The organism is Aeromonas sp. 61P, assembly GCF_051919545.1.
Lineage (GTDB): Bacteria > Pseudomonadota > Gammaproteobacteria > Enterobacterales > Aeromonadaceae > Aeromonas > Aeromonas veronii.
Genome location: NZ_JBQBEL010000001.1, coordinates 928,810 through 949,014, shown reverse-complemented (window position 1 = coordinate 949,014; position 20,205 = coordinate 928,810). Strand labels below are relative to the sequence as shown.

At 55.9% G+C, this 20,205-nt stretch carries 20 protein-coding genes and 2 pseudogenes; 7 read left to right on the top strand and 15 right to left on the bottom strand.

Annotated elements, in window-relative coordinates; translation table 11 throughout:
- Nucleotides 1–32: 32 nt before the first annotated feature.
- Together arcC and arcA are read right to left on the bottom strand one after the other, a co-directional pair.
- On the bottom strand, nt 33–959 hold the full coding sequence (arcC, locus tag ACTG2O_RS04575) for a carbamate kinase (RefSeq protein WP_265776091.1): 927 nt from the start codon (nt 957–959) through the stop codon (nt 33–35).
- Between the two features lie 62 nt (nt 960–1,021).
- Nucleotides 1,022–2,242, bottom strand: a complete 1,221-nt coding sequence (gene arcA, locus ACTG2O_RS04570) for an arginine deiminase (RefSeq protein WP_005339718.1) — start codon at nt 2,240–2,242, stop codon at nt 1,022–1,024.
- Nucleotides 2,243–2,989: 747 nt separating this feature from the next.
- Between arcA and ACTG2O_RS04565 the strand changes: the two genes are divergently transcribed.
- The 3 genes from ACTG2O_RS04565 (at nt 2,990) to ACTG2O_RS04555 (ending at nt 4,278) form a co-directional block, all read left to right on the top strand.
- Complete coding sequence (locus ACTG2O_RS04565) at nt 2,990–3,166, top strand: hypothetical protein (RefSeq protein WP_174218990.1); 177 nt, start codon at nt 2,990–2,992, stop codon at nt 3,164–3,166.
- Between the two features lie 97 nt (nt 3,167–3,263).
- A complete protein-coding gene (locus tag ACTG2O_RS04560) occupies nt 3,264–3,911 on the top strand; it encodes an AAA family ATPase (RefSeq protein WP_005339716.1) in 648 nt (215 codons plus the stop codon).
- Between the two features lies 1 nt (nt 3,912).
- The gene (locus ACTG2O_RS04555) at nt 3,913–4,278 is read left to right on the top strand and encodes a CopG family transcriptional regulator (protein WP_139405392.1); all 366 of its coding nucleotides are present in this window, start codon (nt 3,913–3,915) and stop codon (nt 4,276–4,278) included.
- Nucleotides 4,279–5,018: 740 nt separating this feature from the next.
- On the opposite strand, the gene hemN is transcribed toward ACTG2O_RS04555, so the two are convergent.
- From hemN to ACTG2O_RS04535, 4 genes are all read right to left on the bottom strand, one after another.
- Nucleotides 5,019–6,392 carry an oxygen-independent coproporphyrinogen III oxidase gene (gene hemN, locus ACTG2O_RS04550; RefSeq protein WP_019445786.1) on the bottom strand — a complete coding sequence of 458 codons (1,374 nt, stop codon included), beginning with the start codon at nt 6,390–6,392 and terminating at the stop codon, nt 5,019–5,021.
- A 31-nt stretch (nt 6,393–6,423) separates the two neighbouring features.
- Nucleotides 6,424–6,864 carry a DUF2489 domain-containing protein gene (locus tag ACTG2O_RS04545; RefSeq protein ID WP_019445785.1) on the bottom strand — a complete coding sequence of 147 codons (441 nt, stop codon included), beginning with the start codon at nt 6,862–6,864 and terminating at the stop codon, nt 6,424–6,426.
- Between the two features lie 11 nt (nt 6,865–6,875).
- Nucleotides 6,876–7,460, bottom strand: a complete 585-nt coding sequence (gene yihI, locus ACTG2O_RS04540) for a Der GTPase-activating protein YihI (protein WP_439975392.1) — start codon at nt 7,458–7,460, stop codon at nt 6,876–6,878.
- Between the two features lie 836 nt (nt 7,461–8,296).
- Nucleotides 8,297–8,914, bottom strand: a complete 618-nt coding sequence (locus tag ACTG2O_RS04535; RefSeq protein ID WP_005339710.1) for a c-type cytochrome — start codon at nt 8,912–8,914, stop codon at nt 8,297–8,299.
- 142 nt (nt 8,915–9,056) lie between these two features.
- Between ACTG2O_RS04535 and yihA the strand changes: the two genes are divergently transcribed.
- A complete protein-coding gene (gene yihA / locus ACTG2O_RS04530; RefSeq protein ID WP_026034975.1) occupies nt 9,057–9,713 on the top strand; it encodes a ribosome biogenesis GTP-binding protein YihA/YsxC in 657 nt (218 codons plus the stop codon).
- Nucleotides 9,714–10,489: 776 nt separating this feature from the next.
- Here yihA and ACTG2O_RS04525 read toward each other — a convergent pair.
- From ACTG2O_RS04525 to ACTG2O_RS04485, 9 genes and pseudogenes are all read right to left on the bottom strand, one after another.
- The gene (locus ACTG2O_RS04525; RefSeq protein ID WP_019445781.1) at nt 10,490–10,750 is read right to left on the bottom strand and encodes a DUF1488 domain-containing protein; all 261 of its coding nucleotides are present in this window, start codon (nt 10,748–10,750) and stop codon (nt 10,490–10,492) included.
- Nucleotides 10,747–11,565, bottom strand: a complete 819-nt coding sequence (aroE, locus tag ACTG2O_RS04520) for a shikimate dehydrogenase (protein WP_439975391.1) — start codon at nt 11,563–11,565, stop codon at nt 10,747–10,749. Before aroE ends, ACTG2O_RS04525 begins: the two co-directional genes overlap by 4 nt.
- A 103-nt stretch (nt 11,566–11,668) precedes the next feature.
- Nucleotides 11,669–12,577: an oxygen-dependent coproporphyrinogen oxidase gene (gene hemF / locus ACTG2O_RS04515; protein WP_005357520.1), complete on the bottom strand. Its 909-nt coding sequence runs from the start codon at nt 12,575–12,577 to the stop codon at nt 11,669–11,671.
- A 112-nt stretch (nt 12,578–12,689) separates the two neighbouring features.
- Nucleotides 12,690–13,250, bottom strand: a complete 561-nt coding sequence (locus tag ACTG2O_RS04510; protein ID WP_019445779.1) for a Sua5/YciO/YrdC/YwlC family protein — start codon at nt 13,248–13,250, stop codon at nt 12,690–12,692.
- 135 nt (nt 13,251–13,385) lie between these two features.
- The gene (purE, locus tag ACTG2O_RS04505; protein ID WP_005339704.1) at nt 13,386–13,889 is read right to left on the bottom strand and encodes a 5-(carboxyamino)imidazole ribonucleotide mutase; all 504 of its coding nucleotides are present in this window, start codon (nt 13,887–13,889) and stop codon (nt 13,386–13,388) included.
- A gap of 74 nt (nt 13,890–13,963) precedes the next feature.
- A complete protein-coding gene (locus ACTG2O_RS04500) occupies nt 13,964–14,521 on the bottom strand; it encodes a DNA topoisomerase family protein (protein WP_236285043.1) in 558 nt (185 codons plus the stop codon).
- A 55-nt stretch (nt 14,522–14,576) separates the two neighbouring features.
- The gene (locus ACTG2O_RS04495) at nt 14,577–15,050 is read right to left on the bottom strand and encodes a DUF494 family protein (protein WP_005339699.1); all 474 of its coding nucleotides are present in this window, start codon (nt 15,048–15,050) and stop codon (nt 14,577–14,579) included.
- Entirely contained in the window at nt 15,043–16,158 is a 1,116-nt protein-coding gene (gene dprA / locus ACTG2O_RS04490; protein WP_019445777.1) for a DNA-processing protein DprA, read from the bottom strand. Before dprA ends, ACTG2O_RS04495 begins: the two co-directional genes overlap by 8 nt.
- Nucleotide 16,159: 1 nt before the next feature.
- Nucleotides 16,160–17,250 (bottom strand): annotated as a pseudogene (locus tag ACTG2O_RS04485) (LysM peptidoglycan-binding domain-containing protein).
- 108 nt (nt 17,251–17,358) lie between these two features.
- On the opposite strand from ACTG2O_RS04485, the gene def reads away from it, so the two are divergent.
- From def to rsmB, 3 genes and pseudogenes are all read left to right on the top strand, one after another.
- Complete coding sequence (def, locus tag ACTG2O_RS04480; RefSeq protein ID WP_005357510.1) at nt 17,359–17,871, top strand: peptide deformylase; 513 nt, start codon at nt 17,359–17,361, stop codon at nt 17,869–17,871.
- 12 nt (nt 17,872–17,883) lie between these two features.
- Nucleotides 17,884–18,827, top strand: a pseudogene (fmt, locus tag ACTG2O_RS04475) (methionyl-tRNA formyltransferase).
- Between the two features lie 60 nt (nt 18,828–18,887).
- Complete coding sequence (gene rsmB, locus ACTG2O_RS04470) at nt 18,888–20,180, top strand: 16S rRNA (cytosine(967)-C(5))-methyltransferase RsmB (RefSeq protein ID WP_019445774.1); 1,293 nt, start codon at nt 18,888–18,890, stop codon at nt 20,178–20,180.
- The last annotated feature ends 25 nt before the right edge of the window (nt 20,181–20,205 follow it).

Here is a 20,205-nt window from a genome sequence, read left to right as displayed (position 1 = left end):
TGACTACGCATTCTCAGTACAGATATCGGTAATTACGCATGTACGGTGCGGGTGGCGACGATATTGGTGCCGGCTTCACCCTTGAGGATGGCAAGACCATCTTCCAGCGAGCCGATGCCAACCATGCCACCGGTCGCTTTGACAAATTCACAGGAGGCTTCGACTTTCGGTCCCATGGAACCTGCGTCGAACTTGACCCCGGCCAGCTCGTCCGGGCTGGTGACTCGCAGTGGACGCTGGGTCGGCTTGCCCCAATCCAGATAGACGGCATCGGCATCGGTCAGGATCAGCAGGGCGTCGGCCTTGATCTGCTTGGCCAGATAGGCGGCAGACATGTCCTTGTCGATGACGGCTTCGATACCGGTCAGGCTCTGACCATCCCAAGTCACAGGGATGCCGCCGCCACCGGTACAGATGATGAGGTGGCCCTGGGCAATCAGGGTTTCGATGGCGTCGCCTTCGACGATACGCTGGGGCAGCGGGGATGGCACTACACGGCGGAAGAACTTGCCGTCAGCCTTGACCACCCAGCGCTTCTCTTCTGCCAGGGTGCGGGCTTCAGCCTCTTCGTAGACGGGGCCGATAAATTTGGTCGGGTTGGCGAATGCCGGATCCTTGGGATCGACCTGCACCTGAGTCAGCAGCGCGGTGACGTTGCGGCTTGGCATCAGATTTTTCAGTTCCTGGATCAGCATGTAGCCGATCATGCCCTGGGACTCGGCACCCAGCACATCCAGCGGATAGGGGGACACCTTGGTGTAGGCGCTGTTTTGCAGGGCCAGCAAGCCGACTTGCGGGCCGTTGCCATGCACCAGCACCACGTTGTACTCCTGAGCGATGAGGGCGATGGTCTTGGCGGCAGTTGCGATGTTCTTGCGCTGGATATCCGCTTCCAGTGGCTCACCACGACGGAGCAGTGCATTGCCACCCAGAGCGACGACGACAGTTGGTTTTTTCATAGTGGTTAATCTCGAATTTGGTTCTGTGTGGCGCCAGCTTCTGCCGGCGCCACGCCGTCTCATCAGATGCTGTCGCGTTCCATCGGGCAGCTCATGCAGCGGGCGCCGCCGCGGCCACGGCCCAGTTCATCACCCGGGATGGAGAGAACTGTGATACCGGCCTTGTCATATTTCTCATTGGTGTAGGTATTGCGCTCGTAACCCACCACCACGCCGGGACGTACGGTCAGCACGTTGTTGGCGTCGTTCCACTGCTCACGTTCGGCTTCGAAGCTGTCACCACCAGTGGTGATGATCTTCAGCTGATCCACGCCCAGCGCTTTCTCGATGGCGGTGACGAAGTAACCCTCTTCCTTGATGTTCATACCGGTGGCGCCGCCCGGAGTCAGGCTCCAGCACTGCACGTCCTTGCGGATCACTTCCGGATAAACGGAGAAGGTGTCGATATCCATGTGGGTCATCACGGTATCCAGGTGCATGCAGCTGCGGTGCTTCGGCAGCTCCATAGCGATGACCTGCTTGGCCTGACCATGTTTGAACAGGCTGCGAGCCAGGTGCTCGACACCTTGCGGGGTGGTGCGCTCGGACATCCCGATCAGCACAGCGCCGCGGCCGATCACCAGTACGTCGCCACCCTCGATGGTGGAGTTGTCGTAGTCACGCTCCTCGTCACCGAAGTACTTGATGAAGTCCTGACCGGCAAACATCGGGTGCCAGCGGTAGATGGCCTTCACATGGTTGGTCTCGCGGCGACGAGCCGGCTTGGCCATCGGGTTGATGGAGACGCCACCGTAAACCCAGCAGGAGGTGTCACGGGTAAAGAGGTGGTTGGGCAGCGGCTCGATGATGAAATCGGTCGGAGCGTGCATGCCCACTACCATGTTGACGCCGCTGTAGGGCATCTCGGAGTAAGTGAGGCCGCCGGAGAGAATGCGGGCCAGTTCGCGGTGCGGCATGTCAGCCAGGAAGCAGCGCACGTCGTTGGCAAAAGAAGAGCCGAGGCGGTAGTCGGAGACCTGATGTTGCAACAGCCAGGTTTTGGCTTCCGGCACATCCAGGGTTTCGGCCAGCAGATTGGTCAGCAGGAAAACTTCGACATTCTGATCGCGCAGTACCTGAGCGAATTTGTCGTGCTCCTGACCGGCACGTTCAACAGACAGGACGTCATCGAACAGCAGATCCTGGCAGTTGGAAGGAGTCAGACGCTTCAGACTGAGGTTGGGGCGGTGCAACATGACACGGCGCAATTGGCCAACTTCAGAACCTACATAAAATTTGCTCATGATTATATTCCGTCTAGCAGTGGTCCCTGCGAGTGATTGAATAGATTCCTTCTATTCATGCTCGTGGCTAAGGCGGGATATTCTTTATGTAGGGTAATCGGCTTATGTTCTATCCTGCCCTTGCCTTTCGAGACCGAGGTTAGCCCTGCGAATCACGACAAACTTAGACATTGATCACATTCACTCAGAACTGAATATATTCACCATCCAATCTATGACCCCGGTAGCAAATTGCGCATTTTCCACACAAAGCGCACCGAATAACCATGCAAAACCACCCTGCTATATTTCAGATTGATTCATTTTTTATTCATGCCAGTTCACTGGAGTGATTAAATGCAAATAACAAAAACCGTTAAAAATCATTACTATAAATAACTTTACAAATATAATTTGAATATTGTTCCCTAGGTATTGAATACATCGCCGTGACGGGATGAACGCGGGAGAAATAAATACTCACCTCGACCACATTCACTGCATAAATCTTTTCTTGTTCCAGATCATGGCATTGATGCCAACCCCATCAGGCCAGGCCTCATCAGTCATCACCTCTTTGTGCAGTTCAACTTAATATGCACAAAGTCCGCATCAAGGTGGGCAGCCATCCTCGTCGGTCACCACAACGCCTTTTGATACTTTTTTCATTAATTGAATTTATTCGTCTCACCTTGCGCTGGCGCCAACCTCGACTTAACTCAGAAAGTGATCCAGATCACACAGGAATGGCACTACCAAGGAGTTGTTATGAAGATGAAACCCATGCTGTTGTTCGCGACTTTGCTGCTCTCTGCGCTCCCCACCCTCAGTCAGGCTGAAGGAGCCCCTGCCATGCCCATGGTGGTATGCCATGTCGACAAGGCCCCCCAGATGCTGGTGCCTGACTATGTCTGCCGCTGGCAGGGAGGCAGCGTTCATTACTAGTCGAAACAACGAGAGGAGCATCACTCCTCTCGCCTTGTGATGAGACAGGCCCCTCCTATACTGAAATCAGCGGTTTTCTCATGGATAGGGGAACGTCATGATCTTGTTGGTCGGTGGAGAGAAGGGGGGGAGTGGCAAGAGCTGCCTGGCACAAAATCTGGCGGTCTACCTCAGATCCCAATTTCAGGGGGAGGTGTTACTGGTCGACTGCGACCCGCAGCGCACCACCTCTGACTGGATTCAGGAGCGCAACGACAACCCGGAGCTGCCACAAATCAACTGCGTGCAGCTCTATGGCAATATTCGCAACGACCTGCTCAGCCTGAAAAACCGCTACGACTACGTCATCGTCGATTGCGGCGGGCAAGACAACCGGGCACTGCGCTCCACCATGGCTGTCGCCACCCACGCCCTGATCCCCTTGCGTCCGAAACGCCGCGACCTTAAGACCCTGCCCCATATGGAAGATCTCATCACCACCTGCAAGATGGTCAACCCGACCCTCAATGCAGCAGTAGTGCTGACCCAGTGCCCCGCCCTGCCCAATCAGGTAAAACGCATTCTCGAAGCGAAAGAGGTTTGCTCCTCGTTCGGTGTCGACGTCCTGAACGCCATCACCTATGGTCGCAACGTCTATGACGACAGCGAAGAGAAGGGACTGTCGGTGATGGAGATTGAGCCGGATGGCAAATCCGCCGAAGAGATCCGGGCCATCGCCAAAGAGTTTCTGCAAGTGGGGGTGTGAGATGGGTCTGGCCGATCTGAAGAAAAAGCACCAGCTGCATCACCAGAAGAAGTTCACCGTCGACGAATTTATCGAAGATGCGGAGTTCTACGCCAAGGGCAAACCCAAGGTGGTCAGCCTCGAACTGGGCCTGCATCGTGATGAAGCCTTGTCGGCGCTGGCCTTTATCGAGAGTGGTGAGCACCTGAAGCCCAGCTACAAAAAAGCCACCTTCTCCATGAGCACGGTGGCCATCGACGAGCTGGGTAACCTGACCCAGCAAGACGGCATGAACAAGTCCCTGTTGCTGCGCCTTTTTACCCATTACTTCTCTTCGCTGACTCCTGAAGAGCGCCAGACCATCTATGAGCGGCTCAACCAGCGCTAATAATTTCTCCATTCAGCCGCTCTTTGTGTGCCTCACCAACTCATCCTGAATGACCATCATCAGACTGCAACATCTGTTTCTGAAGCAACCAAAACGCCATGTAAGAGATCTGCCATTCCACATGTAAGCCAACAGCCGAAAAGATCCCCGAGATAATCGGAAGATGAGATCTTAAAACATGAAGATGAGCAACTTAACTAACTGTTTATAAATGAATAAATCGAAACTCACCACTTTCGAAATAGCTAATGACAAAAACGTTTTCCAATCTGGCGTTGTAGCCGGTTAGAAAATCCTTATAGTTACTCATGCACGGACGCAATGAAGTCGGTCAGGAAGATTGGCTGCCAGGGTTGGGCAAATGGACTCACCACAGGATGTGGTAAAGGACACCTCCCAGGACGGAGAAAGTGCGACGGGACAGGATGACTCGTCAGGCCAAGATGGCTAAAGGACACCCCAAAGGATTGGGAAGGGGAAACCTAAAGGAAGAGGTAAACAGTCAGGGATTGCAGGGAGCAACTTCGTTCAAGGATCTGAGCGATACGACTACCGGGGGCGACGCAAGTCGCCCCCATCTTTTTATCTGCGTTTCACCGTCCCCTTGCTTGGCTCTCAATTGCTTGCCTCAGCGCAGAGACTTCTTACCAGAACCTTCCCAACCCGCTGCTTAAGCAAAAATACATATGAAAGGGGCGCCACGATGGCGCCCTTTTCTGTTTTCTAATCGGCAAACAAGCTTATATCACGCGAGAGAACTGTTGCTGGCGCGCCTTGTTGCGCAAGTACACGTCGAAACACATGCAGATATTGCGGATCAGCAGCTGCCCGGTGGAGGAGACCTCCAGGCCATCCTCCGTCATACGCACCAATCCATCGTTGATGAAGGTCTGAAGCAGCTTGAGATCGTCGGCAAAATACTCTCTGAAATTGAGTCCGTGCGCCTGCTCGACAGAAGCAAAGTTCAGACGGAAATCACAGATAAGCCGCTTGATCACCTCACGGCGGATCAGATCATCCTGATTGAGCGAGCAGCCTTTCCACTGGGCATGACCCAGCTCTGCAACCTGTGCGTAATAGGTCTTGAGCTCTTTCTGGTTCTGGGAGTAGGCATCACCGATCATGCTGATGGAGGAGACCCCCAGCCCCAGCAGATCGCAATCACCTTGAGTGGTATAGCCCTGGAAGTTGCGGTGCAGCTTGCCCTCGCACTGCGCCACTGCCAGCTCGTCATCGGGTTTAGCAAAATGGTCCATGCCGATGAACTGGTAACCCTGGCCAGTGAGGAAGGCAATGGTGTCCTGCAGCATGGCCAGCTTCTCCTGCGGCGCAGGCATATCCACCTCTTTCAACTTGCGCTGGGCAGCAAAGCGACTCGGCAGATGGGCGTAGTTGAAGATGGAGAGGCGCGCCGGATCCGTCTTGAGCACCTCTTCCAGCGTATGGTGGAAGCTGGCACGATCCTGATACGGCAGGCCATAGATAAGGTCGAGGTTGGTCGAGCGGAAGCCCAGTTCACGGGCCCGTTCCAACATGGCTTTAATAAAGTCGTTGTCCTGCTCGCGGTTGACCGCAACCTGCACATCCTTGTTGAAGTCCTGCACCCCGAGGCTGATGCGGTTGAAGCCGACATCTCGCAGCACATCCAGCATGGTAATGGCAATCTCGCGCGGATCGACCTCGATGCTGAACTCCCCCTCTTCGGCGAAATGGAAGTGCTCACGCAGCATGGCCATCAGACGGCGCGTTTGTGCTTCATCCAGATAGGTGGGTGTACCGCCACCCCAGTGCAGCTGGGTGACCATACGGTGCTTGAAGAGCGGGGCTTGCGCCTTGATCTCCTGCTCCAGGTAGTCGAGATACTCGTCAGCCTTGTGCTGATGGCGGGTAATGACCTTGTTGCAGCCGCAGTAGTAGCAGAGCTTGTGACAGAAAGGGATATGCACGTAGAGCGACAGATTGCGCTCGGGATACTGGCCGGCAGCGCGGACAAAATCCGGATAGCCGAAGCTCTCGTTGAACTCCAGCGCAGTGGGATAAGAGGTGTATCGCGGGCCACTGTAGTTATATTTTTCGATCAGGGCCTGATCCCACACAATCTGTTCTGCTTGCACGCTCGCTTCCTCTCTTGTTGTTATTGTTGGCTCACCGACCTAACTGAAAATCCTTCAACTGGGCCACATCCTTGAGGATCTGAGCCTCCAGCTCGGCCTCGTAGCCGCTGCGTTCGAGATCCATCTTCATCACTTCATTGCGCTTGAGGGCACGTCTGGCCTCATGAGTCGGCATATCTTTCACCTTCTCATACAGCCCGTACAGACCCGGGAACTCGGCAACGAATGCTCGCCCCCCCTTGATCTGCAACGCATCCAGCAGATTGGTCAGCCGAATGGCGCCTTCGGAGTAATCACACTGCCCCTCCTGCACCGCATGAGCAATGACCCGTACGCTATCCAGAATTCGTTCATTGCGAGCGGTAATCGCCTGCCACTGCATCGCTTGCTGTCGTCTCAGCCTGGCCAGCAGCATGCCTGCATAGATGGCCAATCCTGACAAAATCAGGCCGCCCAACAGGGCGGCCAGCATCCATCCACTCATCACTTTTTCTTCGGCTCAGGCTTGGGTTCCGGCTTGAAATCGACCTGGTTGAAACGGTCCCACAGCTCCTCTTCGGAAGCTGGTTTCTGCTCGTCGAACTCGGCGTCATCGCCATCATCAAACGGCAGCTCATCATCTTCATCATCGTCGTTGTCGATGATGCCCAGCTCATCCATCAGCTCCTGATAACGGTCGACACGCTGATCAACCCAGGCCTGCTCGGCAGCTTCCAGGGTTTCACCGGCATCAAGACGATCCAGCAGATCATTCAAGCGGTCATCGTTTTCGATGGAAGCCAGCTCCTGCTCGGGCGTCACCAGCTTCTTCTCTTTCACCGCCTTGGGTGCTGCCGGCTTCTTCTGTTTGTCATCCACCACCAGAACTACCGGCTTGCGGGAACCGATACGCGGATCTTTGGACTGGCTGTTGCCAGACTTGTTCTTCGGCTGTTCAACTTGCTGACGAGAACCAGCCTTCAGGCCCTTTCGCTTGGCAGCCCGTTTACGCTCACGGCCTTCCTGAGCACTGACATCAGATTCTTTGCGCTTGCCAGTAGGCTTGCGAGTGGGTTGTTTGGCAGACATGAATGGCTAACTCCGAAAATAACTGGTTTGACCCGTACCCGGGATGATCTCACCCGGTGGGATACGATGCGAGGAACAGTAAGGCTGGAACAAGAGCAGGATCCCGCACCAATCAGGCCCAATCAGGCCACTGAACACCGCAGGATCGGTATCCTCTGGGCATGTTGCTGGTATTTTGACACAGAATGGCTAATCGGGTTAATGACCCAAAAGAAAAAAGGCAGCCGAAGCTGCCTTGATATGTTCATGCGTGCGTCATCCTGAATGGCAAAACAATCTGTTTCGCCCTCTCCGTGACAACTTGTCGCCGCATCATATCGTTGTGTGGTCATCCTGACCTTATATTGGTCGTTCCTGAATGTGCGTGTGCCTGTTTGACCCGTCTCGACCGCATCCTGCCATCGTGCCGGGGAGTCTGCATCCCGCAACCCCATCCCGCTCCGGAGATGGTCACCATCCTGATCCTTCAATCCTTTGCCAGCTCATCCGAGCCCATGGCATCCCGCCACGCCAGCCATCCTCTGCTCACAACACCCTGTCGTGAAACCGCCACCCAATCCGTGGGTGAATCCATTAAGCCTACTGTACCAACTCTATAAAGCGGCTCAATCCACTCAAAACATTCTCAACATGTCGAAAAATATCAATACTCATATAACTCATTGATAAATGATGATTATTTGATATTTTATGCAATTTTATGAGCCTTGACCTGCCTTGAGAATGGGAGATCTCTTACAGAACGGGGGGATTAAACCGAGAATTATCTGAAAGCCATAAAAACAACGGGGAGCCCAGGCTCCCCGTTTCAACTCAAATCGACCGTATCGACTATATCAGTGCAGACCCGCTACATATTTGGAGAGGGCTTCGATATCCTGATCAGTCAGTTTCTTGGCAACGTCCCGCATCATGCCATTCGGATCGTTGTCACGCGTCCCGGCACGGAATGCGGTGAGCTGAGCTTTGATATAGGCAGGATGCTGGCCGGACAGGTTGGGATACTTCGCCTGTTCGACACCCGAGCCACGAGGACCATGGCAAGCCGTACAAGCTGCCAGACCGCGACTCATGTCACCCCCCATATAGAGTGCCTTGCCCGCTTCGACCACGTCGTCAGGGACAGCGATAGGGGTAACCTTCAGGCTGGAGAAATAAGCCGCCAGGTCATCCATGTCCTGTTCCGACAAAGGTAACGCCATCGGCCCCATCACTGGCGCAACCCGGCCAATTTGACCAGAAGCGGCAGCCTTCAGTTCAACTAACTGCTTTTTGATATATGATGCGTGCTGACCAGCAATTTTGGGGTACATATCAACCAGGCTGTTTCCGTCCGGTCCATGACAAGCCGCACAAACGGCAGCCTTGGTCTGTCCCGCAGCGGCATCGCCCTTGGCTTGTGCCATCCCCGTTACGCCAACCATCAGAGCAAGAGTAATGACTAGGTTCTTCATGGCGTTCCAACTTTTCGTTATTAGGCTTCCAGATCCCATGCCGCTGAAGGCATGTTAAAATAAACGCGTTTAAGCGACGCTATTTTACACCATTTTACAAAAAAGTAACTCTATAACCCTCTATCTCCATGGGGAATTTACGTTGGATACACAAACTCTGAATTTCAATAAGGTGCATTTTGTGACCAGCGCACCCGACATCCGTCACCTGCCAAATGATGGGGGTGTCGAGATCGCGTTTGCCGGCCGTTCCAACGCCGGTAAGTCATCTGCATTGAACACCTTAACCAAACACAAGAACTTGGCGCGCACCAGTAAGACACCCGGCCGTACCCAGCTGATCAACCTGTTTGAGCTGGAACCGGGCAAGCGTCTGGTCGACTTGCCGGGTTATGGTTATGCGCAAGTTCCGCTGGAAATGAAGCTCAAGTGGCAAAAGTCACTGGCAGAGTATCTGCAGCGCCGTGAGTCATTGAAAGGTCTGGTGATCCTGATGGACATCCGCCACCCGCTCAAAGATACCGACATGAACATGCTGGAGTGGAGCTCGCACCGTCAGTTGCCCGTCATGCTGCTGCTGACCAAGGCTGACAAATTGAGCCCCGGCCCGCGCAACAACCAGGTGATCAAGGTGCGCCAGGCCGTTGCCAACCTCGGTTCCCAGATCCAGGTCGAAGCGTTCTCCTCCCTCACCAATATCGGTGTGGAGAAGCTGGCGCAAACCCTGACCGAATGGTACGTCAGTGGTGACGATACCGACCTGCTGGACGCTGATGAACAGCAACCTGCCGAGGAGTAATCTACTCCTCGCTCTCCTTGCAATTGGCGGAGCACTCCTCCGCTGATTGAAAGGGTTTCAGATTGCCGCTTTCACCTGCCTCACGACAAATACCCCGCATTCGCCTCCCCTGCTATATCCAATACTGCTTACAGTTCATATAGATAGGCAGTTAATTCACAAAAATAATTAACTTAAGTAGGCGTTGATAACGTTTTCAAATTCGTTCTTTCAAAACGAACAAGAATTACAAAATGAGACAAAAATGAAATTTAATTACAAGCTTTAACCGAAAGGGATAAAAATGAGGCCGGACGACAGTGATGCCATCCAGCCTGAAATAATAAGTTCAAAAAATTGGGAAGAAGCTGAATCTTGAGTACCAGACGACAGGTATTCCTCAAGAAGCAGCCTCATTCTATCAAATGTATCGCCAATTTAAAGCATTTACTCTAAATGATGCGCATAAAAAAACACCCCGACGAGAACCTCATCGGGGCAGCTATTCAGCCACATTCAATTACGTGAAATAAAAGGTCTGAAAGATAGAACATCTTACCTCTGTACCCTACGCATACAACTGTACAGCAAAGCAGCAGAAAGTGAAAGTAATTTATGTAATTTAGTTTCACAACTTACAAATTAAGAAAAAATCTTTTACTTTCATGCAGATAAAAAAATCCCCAGTACGAATACCGGGGAGTTATAAAGGTGACTAGCTAGCACTTCCTCAACTATCTAGTTAGTCAGCGCCATTTCAAAGTAGTTCCGCTACAAAACAAAAAAACTTTGAAAAATCAGAGATAGATAGCGCCATCTTCAGCAAACTCTTGTTCTTCAATGAGTTTTTCAGCCATGTCTTCAATATCAAAACGTACACTTTCGAAGGCTCTGACGATGTCATCCTCCCTCGTCAGCGCCAGACCTGTCATTCTCTCCAGCCGCCGCTGGCTGATGTAACAATCTATCAGCGCCCCCATCTGCTGGGCAGGAAAACGCACCCGCTGTTCGTCAGCCTGCCACTCCATCAGATCAGGAAACAGAATACCCTGGTTCATATCACCCCCAAGTTACGCTTCAACTCTCTCAATACCTGTTTAGTCCCGGGACGAATTCCGCGCCACACGGTAAACGCTTCGGCAGCCTGCTCCACCAGCATGCCGAGTCCATCCATGGTTTGACGGGCCCCATGCTGTTTGGCCCAACAGATAAACGCCGTATCCGAGGCGCCATACATCATGTCGTAGATGGCAATATCAGTGTGGATCAGGGCAGGGGCCAACGGCGGCAGCTCCCCTTGCAGGCTGGCGGAGGTAGAGTTGATGACGAGATCGAACGGCCCTGACAACTGCTCATAGGTCTGGGCAGTCACAGGCCCTAGATCGCAGAATTCGGCAGCCAACTGTTGCGCTTTTGCGTGGGTGCGGTTGGCGATCACCAGCTCGCTCGGCAGCTCTGCCAGCAGCGGCGCCAATGCACCGCGCGCTGCTCCACCGGCCCGCAGCAGGATCCGGCTATCCGCCAGCCTCACACCATGGGACTTGAGATCGGCGACCAATCCAGCGCCATCGGTATTATCCCCCAGCAACACGCCATCATCGGTCAGCTTGATGGTATTGACCGCGCCCGCCCTCTTGGCCCTGGGGCTCAAGCAATCGACCAGAGTAAATGCCTGCTCCTTGAAGGGAACGGTGACATTGCATCCCTTGCCCCCTTGGTCAAAGAAGGTGCGCAGGGCTTGGGCAAACTCGTCGACGGCGGGTTCAGCCAGCCCATACTCCAGCTCTTGCTGGGTTTGTCTGGCAAAAAGGGTGTGAATGAAGGGGGACTTGCTGTGGCGCACCGGGTGGCCAAAAACCAGATAACGATCCATCAAAGAGTTCCATCAGAGGGCAATATTCCGATTTAACGGGTTTTCGCACTCGGGAACAAGCCGAATATCGGCCAGCAAAAAGGGGCCATCAAGGCCCCTCGGGTCACAGCCACTCTCGCGGCGTGAGGTAATCGGTGTAGAGCAAGGCTTCAGGAGTGCCCGCCTCCGGCTGCCAGTCATACTCCCAACGTGCCAGCGGTGGCATCGACATCAGGATTGACTCGGTACGTCCGCCGGTCTGCAGCCCGAACAGGGTGCCACGGTCATACACCAGATTGAACTCCACATAACGGCCGCGACGATAGAGCTGGAACTCCCGCTCCCGCTCGCCATAGGGCAGCGCCTTGCGTCGTTCGATAATCGGCAGGTAAGCATCCAGATAACCCCGACCTACCGCTTGCATAAAGGCAAAGCAGTCGGCAAAAGGCCAGCGATTAAGATCGTCGAAGAAGAGACCGCCCACCCCTCGCGTCTCGTTGCGGTGCTTGAGGAAGAAGTAGCGATCGCACCAGGATTTGAACTCGGGGTAGATCTCATCACCAAAGGGTTGGCAGAGATCACGGGAGACCTGATGCCAATGCTGGACATCCTCGGCAAACGGGTAGAAGGGCGTCAAATCGAAGCCACCGCCAAACCACCAAATGGGCTCTTCACCCTCTTTCTCGGCGATGAAGAAACGGACGTTGGCATGGCTGGTCGGCACATAGGGGTTGTGCGGATGGATCACCAGCGACACGCCCATCGCCTCGAACTTGCGACCAGCCAACTCTGGCCGATGGGCTGTAGCAGAGGCAGGCATGGCATCGCCATAGACATGGGAGAAGTTGACGCCCCCCTGCTCGATCACCGCGCCGTGGCGCAGCACACGGGTGCGACCACCGCCACCGCCTTCACGGCTCCAGGCATCTTCCACAAAGTGCCCACTGCCGTCGGCCTGCTCCAGACCACGGCAGATCTCGTCCTGCAACTGCAACAGGAAGGCCTTGACCTGGGCCACATCCGGTTTGCTCATCTTGTCTCCAGTCAGGCAGGATCGTGAACGCCCTGTCCATTTTTATAGTTAAATCAATCCGATGAGCTCACCGCTCAGCGGATTGATAGCAAATCATGACGTATCCGCCTGCTCAGGAGGGGCGAATAATGGCGCCGGTTCGGGCGTCCTTGATCTCGGATGGGTTAGCTTGACCACCCACTTCACCGGGCAGGATATAGGCTAACTTGCTTGCCAGCCGCTCACCGATATCGGCCACCCGACGGGCAGGCTCCTCACCGGTCAGGTTGGCGCTGGTAGAGACCAGCGGCTTGCCAAAGGCACGGCACAAGGCCTGCACCTGAGGATGAGCCGTCACGCGCACCGCGAGGGTCTCGAACTGCCCGGTCAACCAGGCCGGCGTCGTCGCACGGGCAGGCATGATCCAGGTAAAAGGACCGGGCCAGCTGGCTTCAACCCGAGCCAGTTGCTCACCGCTAAGTTGGCTCAGATCGATGTAGTCCTGCAATTGCGCCAAATCGGCAGCAATCAGGATCAACCCCTTCTCCACCGGACGCTGTTTGATGGCCAGCAGTCGCTGCACCGCAACTTCGGAGTCGGGATCACACCCCAGACCAAACACGGCCTCGGTCGCATAAGCAATCACCCCTTCCTGCTGGAGGGCGGCAACCGCCTGTTCAAATTCATTTGGCATAGGAAAAATGCGGCAGCCTGGCTGCCGCCTCGTCACTTAGTAGCAAGTTGAATCCGTATGGCGGCGACCATGGCAAAGTGACGTGTTGCTGTTGCACAGGAAAAATACGACACATCCGGATCGCCACCTATTCACTTACTTGAGTTGAGCCTGCAGGGCGGCATCCTTGGCCATCACCTCTTCGGCATTCTTCTGGCGTTCGGCCCGAACCTTGGCCGCCAGTTCATCATCGGCTACTGCCAGCATCTGGGCTGCCAGATAACCTGCGTTCTTGGCACCGGCTTTGCCGATCGCCACGGTCGCTACCGGTACACCACCCGGCATCTGCACGGTGGAGAGCAGCGCATCCAGCCCCTTGAGCGGACCACCATCGATGGGCACCCCGATCACGGGACGAGTCGTGATGCCGGCTACGGCACCCGCCAGATGCGCCGCCAGACCGGCAGCACAGATAAAGACCTTGCAGCCACGGGCCTCGGCATCGGTCACATACTGATGGGTCGCAGCCGGCGTGCGGTGCGCGGAGGTGACTTTGACTTCCACTGCGATATCAAATGACTTGAGCACCTCGAGGGTAGTCTGCATCACGGGGAAATCAGAATCAGAGCCCATCAATACGGCAACAAAGGGTTTATTCATGGTGGGAATTTCCTTACTCCAAGTGGGGGGTTGAAGTTCACCGAAAACGTTTCAATCCGGTTGCGGCGGCGGGATTATACCTGCTCACTTTGGTGGCCGCATTTCTTTTGCGGACAGACCCAACGCAGAGTTCCCCTCACTTTTTTCTCTACCATGATGCCCCAACCACACGCGGGACAAGGCATGGGGATCGGCTTGTCGTTCACCACATATTTGCAGTGTGGATAGCCATCACAGGAGTAAAACTGCTTGCCGTAGCGGGAGGTGCGGCTCACCAGATGACCCTTGCCGCACTCGGGGCAGAGGATCTGGGTATCATCGCTCTCCTGCAGGGATTCGATGTGCTGACAGGTCGGATACTGGGTACAACCGACAAACAGACCGTAACGCCCCTTCTTTATCGCCAACGGCTCTCCGCAATCGGGACAGGCAGAGCCTTCGAGCACCTTTTCGATGTCGCGGCCGGATGGCGTCAGGGAGCGAATGTAATCACAGGCAGGATAGGCAGAACAGCCGAGAAAGGGGCCATGTTTGCCCTGGCGGATCACCAGCTCGGCCCCGCACTGCGGGCACGGCTCGCGCTCGAAGGCATGTTCGTGGGCTGAAAAGAGGTGATGATCGATTTTTGACATGGGCCGCGCCTTGAAATCCAGATGGCCTGAATTCTACCAGCGCGGCACCGGACTGTCAGTGAATGACGCCGTCTGACTCATCAAACACCAGCTCTTCCATCTGCTGGTAGGCATTTTCACTGCCCGGTACGTTGAACAGCACCATCATGACGACCCACTTCAGGTCATCCAGCTCGATATCCGGCTTGTCCAGCTCGAGCAGGCGCTCGATACAGATCTCGCGGGTTTCGGCATTCAGCACCTGGGCCTGTTCCAGAAAGAGCAGGAAGCCGCGGCACTCGGTGCTGAGGCGTGCCAGCTCTTGCGGAGCATAGATACGCATCGAGCCTTGCGCGCTGGCGGTGACATAAACCTCCCGCTCGCTATCGTGCAGATTGGCCAGTCGCTCCAGCCAGTCGAGTGCCTTGTCGATCTCTTCTTTATCGAAACCGGCCCGGCTCAACTCGTCGGTGAGCTCATCCTGCTCGACCATCACATCTGCATCGCTGTGGATGTAGGTCTCGAAAAGGTACATCAATACATCAAACATGATTCGCCCTCCTCGCTCTGACATATCCACCGGCTACCGCCATCACTGCACCGGCCAGCTCCAGCTCTACCAACCTGCCCAATACCACTTCGACAGGAAGCTGGGCACGCTCGGCAACGGTATCCACGCTCGTGGTCTCATAATCTACGTTATCCAACAAATCGGCATAAGGCAATTCGCTATTATGCGGTTGCTCAGATGGTATGACTGACGGATGTGGCCGTGCGACCCACTCTGGCAGCTCTTCCACTATATCGGCCGCACTCAGCACAAGTTTGGCCCCCTGCTGAATTAATCTGTTGCACCCTATCGCCTGGGCATTTTGCGGGGCGCCGGGTACCGCAAACACTTCGCGCCCCTGTTCAAGCGCATAACGGGCGGTGATCAGCGAACCGCTCTGCTCGGTCGCCTCCACCACCAGAGTTCCCAGCGACAGGCCACTGATAATACGGTTGCGACGAGGAAAATGTTCAGCCAGCGGCCCTTTATCCGGCGCCAGCTCGGAGATAAGCAAACCACCACTCTCCAGAATCTGGCCTGCCAGCCCCTGATGGCGTTTGGGGTAGAGGCAATCCAGCCCGGAACCCAACACGGCAAGGGTGATACCGCCACAAGCCAGCGCCTGCTGATGGCAGACACCATCGATACCGAGCGCAAGTCCCGAGGTGATAGCTAACCCGCATCCAACCAGCTCATTACAGAGGCGGGACGCATTATCTTTGCCTGCATAAGTAGGATGGCGTGTCCCCACCATTGCCAGCTGGGGTTGCGATAGCGCAGCAAGATCGCCACGACAGTAGAGCAACAGGGGTGCCGCGGGAATTTCCCGCAACAAGGGTGGATAAATCGGGTGATCTTGCGGAATAAGGAGATTGTCAGGCAAAGTGGCCCAAGCGAGGCTCTGCTCAACCACAGACGAGGGCCAGCGCAGTTGTTTGATCTGCTCTGACGACAACCCCATACCATGCAGTTGAGCTTCATCGCTCTGGAATAGGGCATCAATACTTCCCCCGGCCCGTTCCAACAGACGAGCAGCGGTCACCGGACCGATACCGGTGACCGCATCCAGAGTTAGCCAGAGCGCCAGACGCGCGTCGGGGTAGTTCACGTCAGAAGTGAGTGACCTGATAACCCGCACTCACCATGTCGTTACTCTGCATGATGAGACCGTAACTCAGCTTGTCATACACCTTGAACAACATGACACGGGCAATCGCTTCAGAGGGCAGTGGTGCCTTCTTGTTGTTGCTGTAAAACACCCGGTTAAAAACCGACGAGAGCTCCTTGTACTGTACATCGCCATTCTTGGTGACCAGAGCAGCTCCGGGCCGTCTGACATCCAGTACATCCCCGGCGACCAGTTGATCGCGGCCGCCCCGGTTGATCAGTACCACATCAAACTTGCCACCGCCCCGGGTCTTGTTCGGCAAATCGATGATATAGCCCGGTGTGATGGCAGGGGCCGCTTTCGGTGTGAAGACGGCGGGCATGTTCTCCTGAGCCGGCAGCGGCATCACCTTGTCGCCCTGCAGCACTTCGCGCTGATTATGAGTCAGAGTCACCTCGGTCCGATCGCCATCAAGACGCGCCACGGCCCGCACCACACCGGCAAAGATCGCCTCCTGGCCCAGCAGTTCACCGGTTTCGCGATCCTTGTAGACCACTCCGGGGTGATAAATGCCATAAACCTGCCCCGGTGTCAGGGAGCCCTGTACATAGAGGGTGTCCCCCTCCAGCATGCCGATATGTTTCTGATCCGACCCCAGCAGATAGGGCAGGGTTTTCTGCTGCTGGCTGTCAGCCAGAATATGGTCGGTTTGCAGGAAAGGGCCGATCTCGCTGATAGGTAGGGTCGGAATGGGGTTGGCTTTGTTCTCGTAACGGGTTTTCGGGCCGAGACGGATGACTTGCTTGCCACCCTGCATCGCCTTACCGAGCCGGGGTTCACCATTGACCCAGCTCAGATGCAGTACATCACCGGGGTAGATCCAGTGAGGATTGGCTATCTGCGGATTGATGTTCCAGAGACGGGGCCAGAGCCAGGGTTCGGAAAGATACTTGCCGGAGATATCCCACAGGGTGTCGCCTTTTTGCACTACATAACTATCGGGGTAACCCGCTTTCAGCCTGAGCTGATCGCCAGTGCTGCCTGACTCACGGTCACCAGCAGGCAGGCGAGGATGGTTTGCTTCAGATACATAACACTCCCTGTTACTTCTGTACGCAAAGTGTTGCTGTTTTTTGTCGGCGTAAATGACTAGAATTACGCCAATATTGACTGCATTTATACGAAACTAAAGAAAAAACTATGGCCATTCTAGATGTATTGCGTTTTCCCGATGAGCGCCTGCGCACCGTTGCAGCCCCTGTCGAGACCTTTACACCCGAGTTACAACAGATTGTAGATGATATGTTCGAAACCATGTACGCGGAGGAAGGCATTGGCCTGGCCGCGACTCAGGTCGACATTCACCAGCGCATCATAGTGATCGATGTCTCTGAAAACCGTGAAGATCCTCTGGTATTGATCAATCCGGAGGTCATCGAGCAGTGCGGCAGCACCGGCATTGAAGAGGGTTGCCTCTCCGTGCCCGGCAGCCGTGCTCTGGTGCCTCGCGCTGAACAGATCAAAATCCGCGCCCTGGATCGCAACGGCAAGCCGTTCGAGCTGGAAGCCGACGATCTGCTCGCCATCTGCATCCAGCATGAGATGGATCATCTGGTCGGCAAGCTGTTTGTGGATTACTTGTCCCCGCTCAAGCGCCAGCGCATTCGCCAGAAGCTGGAAAAGATGGCCCGTGAAGATCGCAAAGTCCTCTGAGGATCTGCCCCATTGAATAAGCTGAAACTGATTTTTGCCGGTACTCCCGACTTCGCCGCCCGTCACCTGGCGGCGTTGTTGTCTTCCGACCACGAGGTCGTTGCCGTTTATACCCAGCCTGACAAGCCTGCTGGCCGTGGCCAGAAGCTCACCGCCAGCCCGGTCAAAGAGCTGGCACTGGCCCACAACCTGCCGGTTTACCAACCTGCCTCTCTGCGCAAGGAAGAGGCGCAAGCCGAGCTTGCTGCACTGGGCGCCGACCTGATGGTGGTGGTGGCCTATGGCCTGATCCTGCCTAAGGTGGTGCTCGATACCCGCGGCTGGGCTGCATCAACGTCCATGGCTCCCTGCTGCCCCGCTGGCGCGGCGCCGCACCGATCCAGCGCTCCATCTGGGCGGGCGATGCCGAAACTGGCGTCACCATCATGCAGATGGATGTGGGGCTGGATACCGGCGCCATGATCCGCAAGGTAAGCTGCCCCATCGCCGCCGACGAGACCTCCGCCAGCCTCTATGACAAGCTGGCCGAGCTGGGCCCGCAGGCTCTGGTCGACACCATCAATGCCATGGCCGCCGGTGAAACCGCTGCCGAGGCGCAAGATGATGCGCTGGCCAGCTACGCCGAAAAACTCTCCAAGGAAGAGGCCCGCATCGACTGGTCGATGGAGGCTGTTGCCATCGAACGCTGCATCCGCTCGTTCAACCCCTGGCCCATCAGCTGGTTTGAAGTGGCTGACCAGACCGTCAAGGTATGGCAAGCCGCCGTCATTGACAGCGACCACAGCCAACCCGCCGGCACCCTGCTCAAGGCCGACAAGCAGGGGATCGATATCGCTACCGGCAAAGGGGTACTGCGCCTGCTGACCCTGCAACCGCCCGGCAAGAAGGCGATGTCCGTTTCGGATCTGCTCAACTCTCGCCGCGACTGGTTTGAACCCGGCACGCAATTGAATTGAACTGGATTGAATTGACACAAGCGGGGCCCAGGCCCCGACTTGCGCATCTAAGGTAACTCTATGAAAACACGTGCACAGGCCGCTCTCGTTATTCAACAGGTGCTGGATCAGGGTCAATCCCTCTCCGCTGTTCTGCCTGCTGCCCAGGAGAAGGTCGCACCCCGTGATCGCGCTCTCCTGCAAGAACTCTGCTACGGCACCCTGCGCTGGCTGCCCCGCCTCGATGCGGCAGTTAACGAGATGATGGACAAGCCGCTCAAGAACAAGAGCCGCATTTTCCACTACCTCATCTTGGTCGGTCTCTATCAGCTCATCTACACCCGCATTCCGGCTCACGCCGCGGTGGCCGAGACCGTCAACGCCGTCAAACTGCTCAAGGGCACCTCCCTGCGTGGCCTCATCAACGGCGTGCTGCGCAACTTCCAGCGCAGCGCCGAAGTCATTCTGCTGCGTATCGACCGTGTTCCCAGCATTCGCCTCGGTCATCCGGAGTGGCTCACCAAGCGCCTGCGTCAGGCCTATCACGATGAGTGGGAATTCATCATGGAGGCGAACAACCAGCGTCCCCCCATGTGGATCCGCAACAACAGCCAGCGCCAGAGCCGCGATGCCATGCTGGCTCGCATGGCCGAAGCCGGCATCAATGCCGTGGCCGGTGAAGAGGGCGAGGATTGCATCCTGCTGGAGCGTCCTTGCGATGTGACCAAGCTACCCGGCTTCGAGGTCGGTGACTGCTCGGTACAGGATGGTGCAGCACAACAAGCTGCGGCACTGCTCGACCCGCAACCGGGCGAGTGGGTGCTGGATGCCTGCGCGGCCCCCGGCGGCAAGACCGCCCACCTGCTGGAGCGTCAGCCCAAGCTGGCTGGCGTGGTTGCCGTCGATGCCGACGAAAACCGCCTCAAGCGGGTGCAGGAGAACCTGGATCGCATCGGCCTGACCGCCCAGGTGATCCATGGCGATGCGGCGGCGCCGGAACAGTGGTGGCCGGAGGGCCAGTTCGACCGCATTCTGCTGGATGCCCCCTGCTCCGCCACCGGCGTTATCCGTCGCCACCCCGACATCAAGTGGCTGCGCCGCGATCAGGACATTCGTGAGCTGGCCGAGCTGCAGCGCCGGATTCTCAATGCCCTCTGGGGCAAGCTGAAGAGCGGCGGCACCCTGCTCTACGCCACCTGCTCCGTCCTGCCGGAAGAGAACCGCGAACAGATCCGCGCCTTCCTTGCCGCGACCAAAGATGCCAAATTGGTGCCATTGCACGAACAGGACACCCCGGATTGCCCGGGTCGCCAGTTCCTGCCGGGTGAAGCCGAGATGGATGGCTTCTACTACGCCAAACTGGTCAAGCTCTGAGCCGGGCATGACAAACCTCATTCGG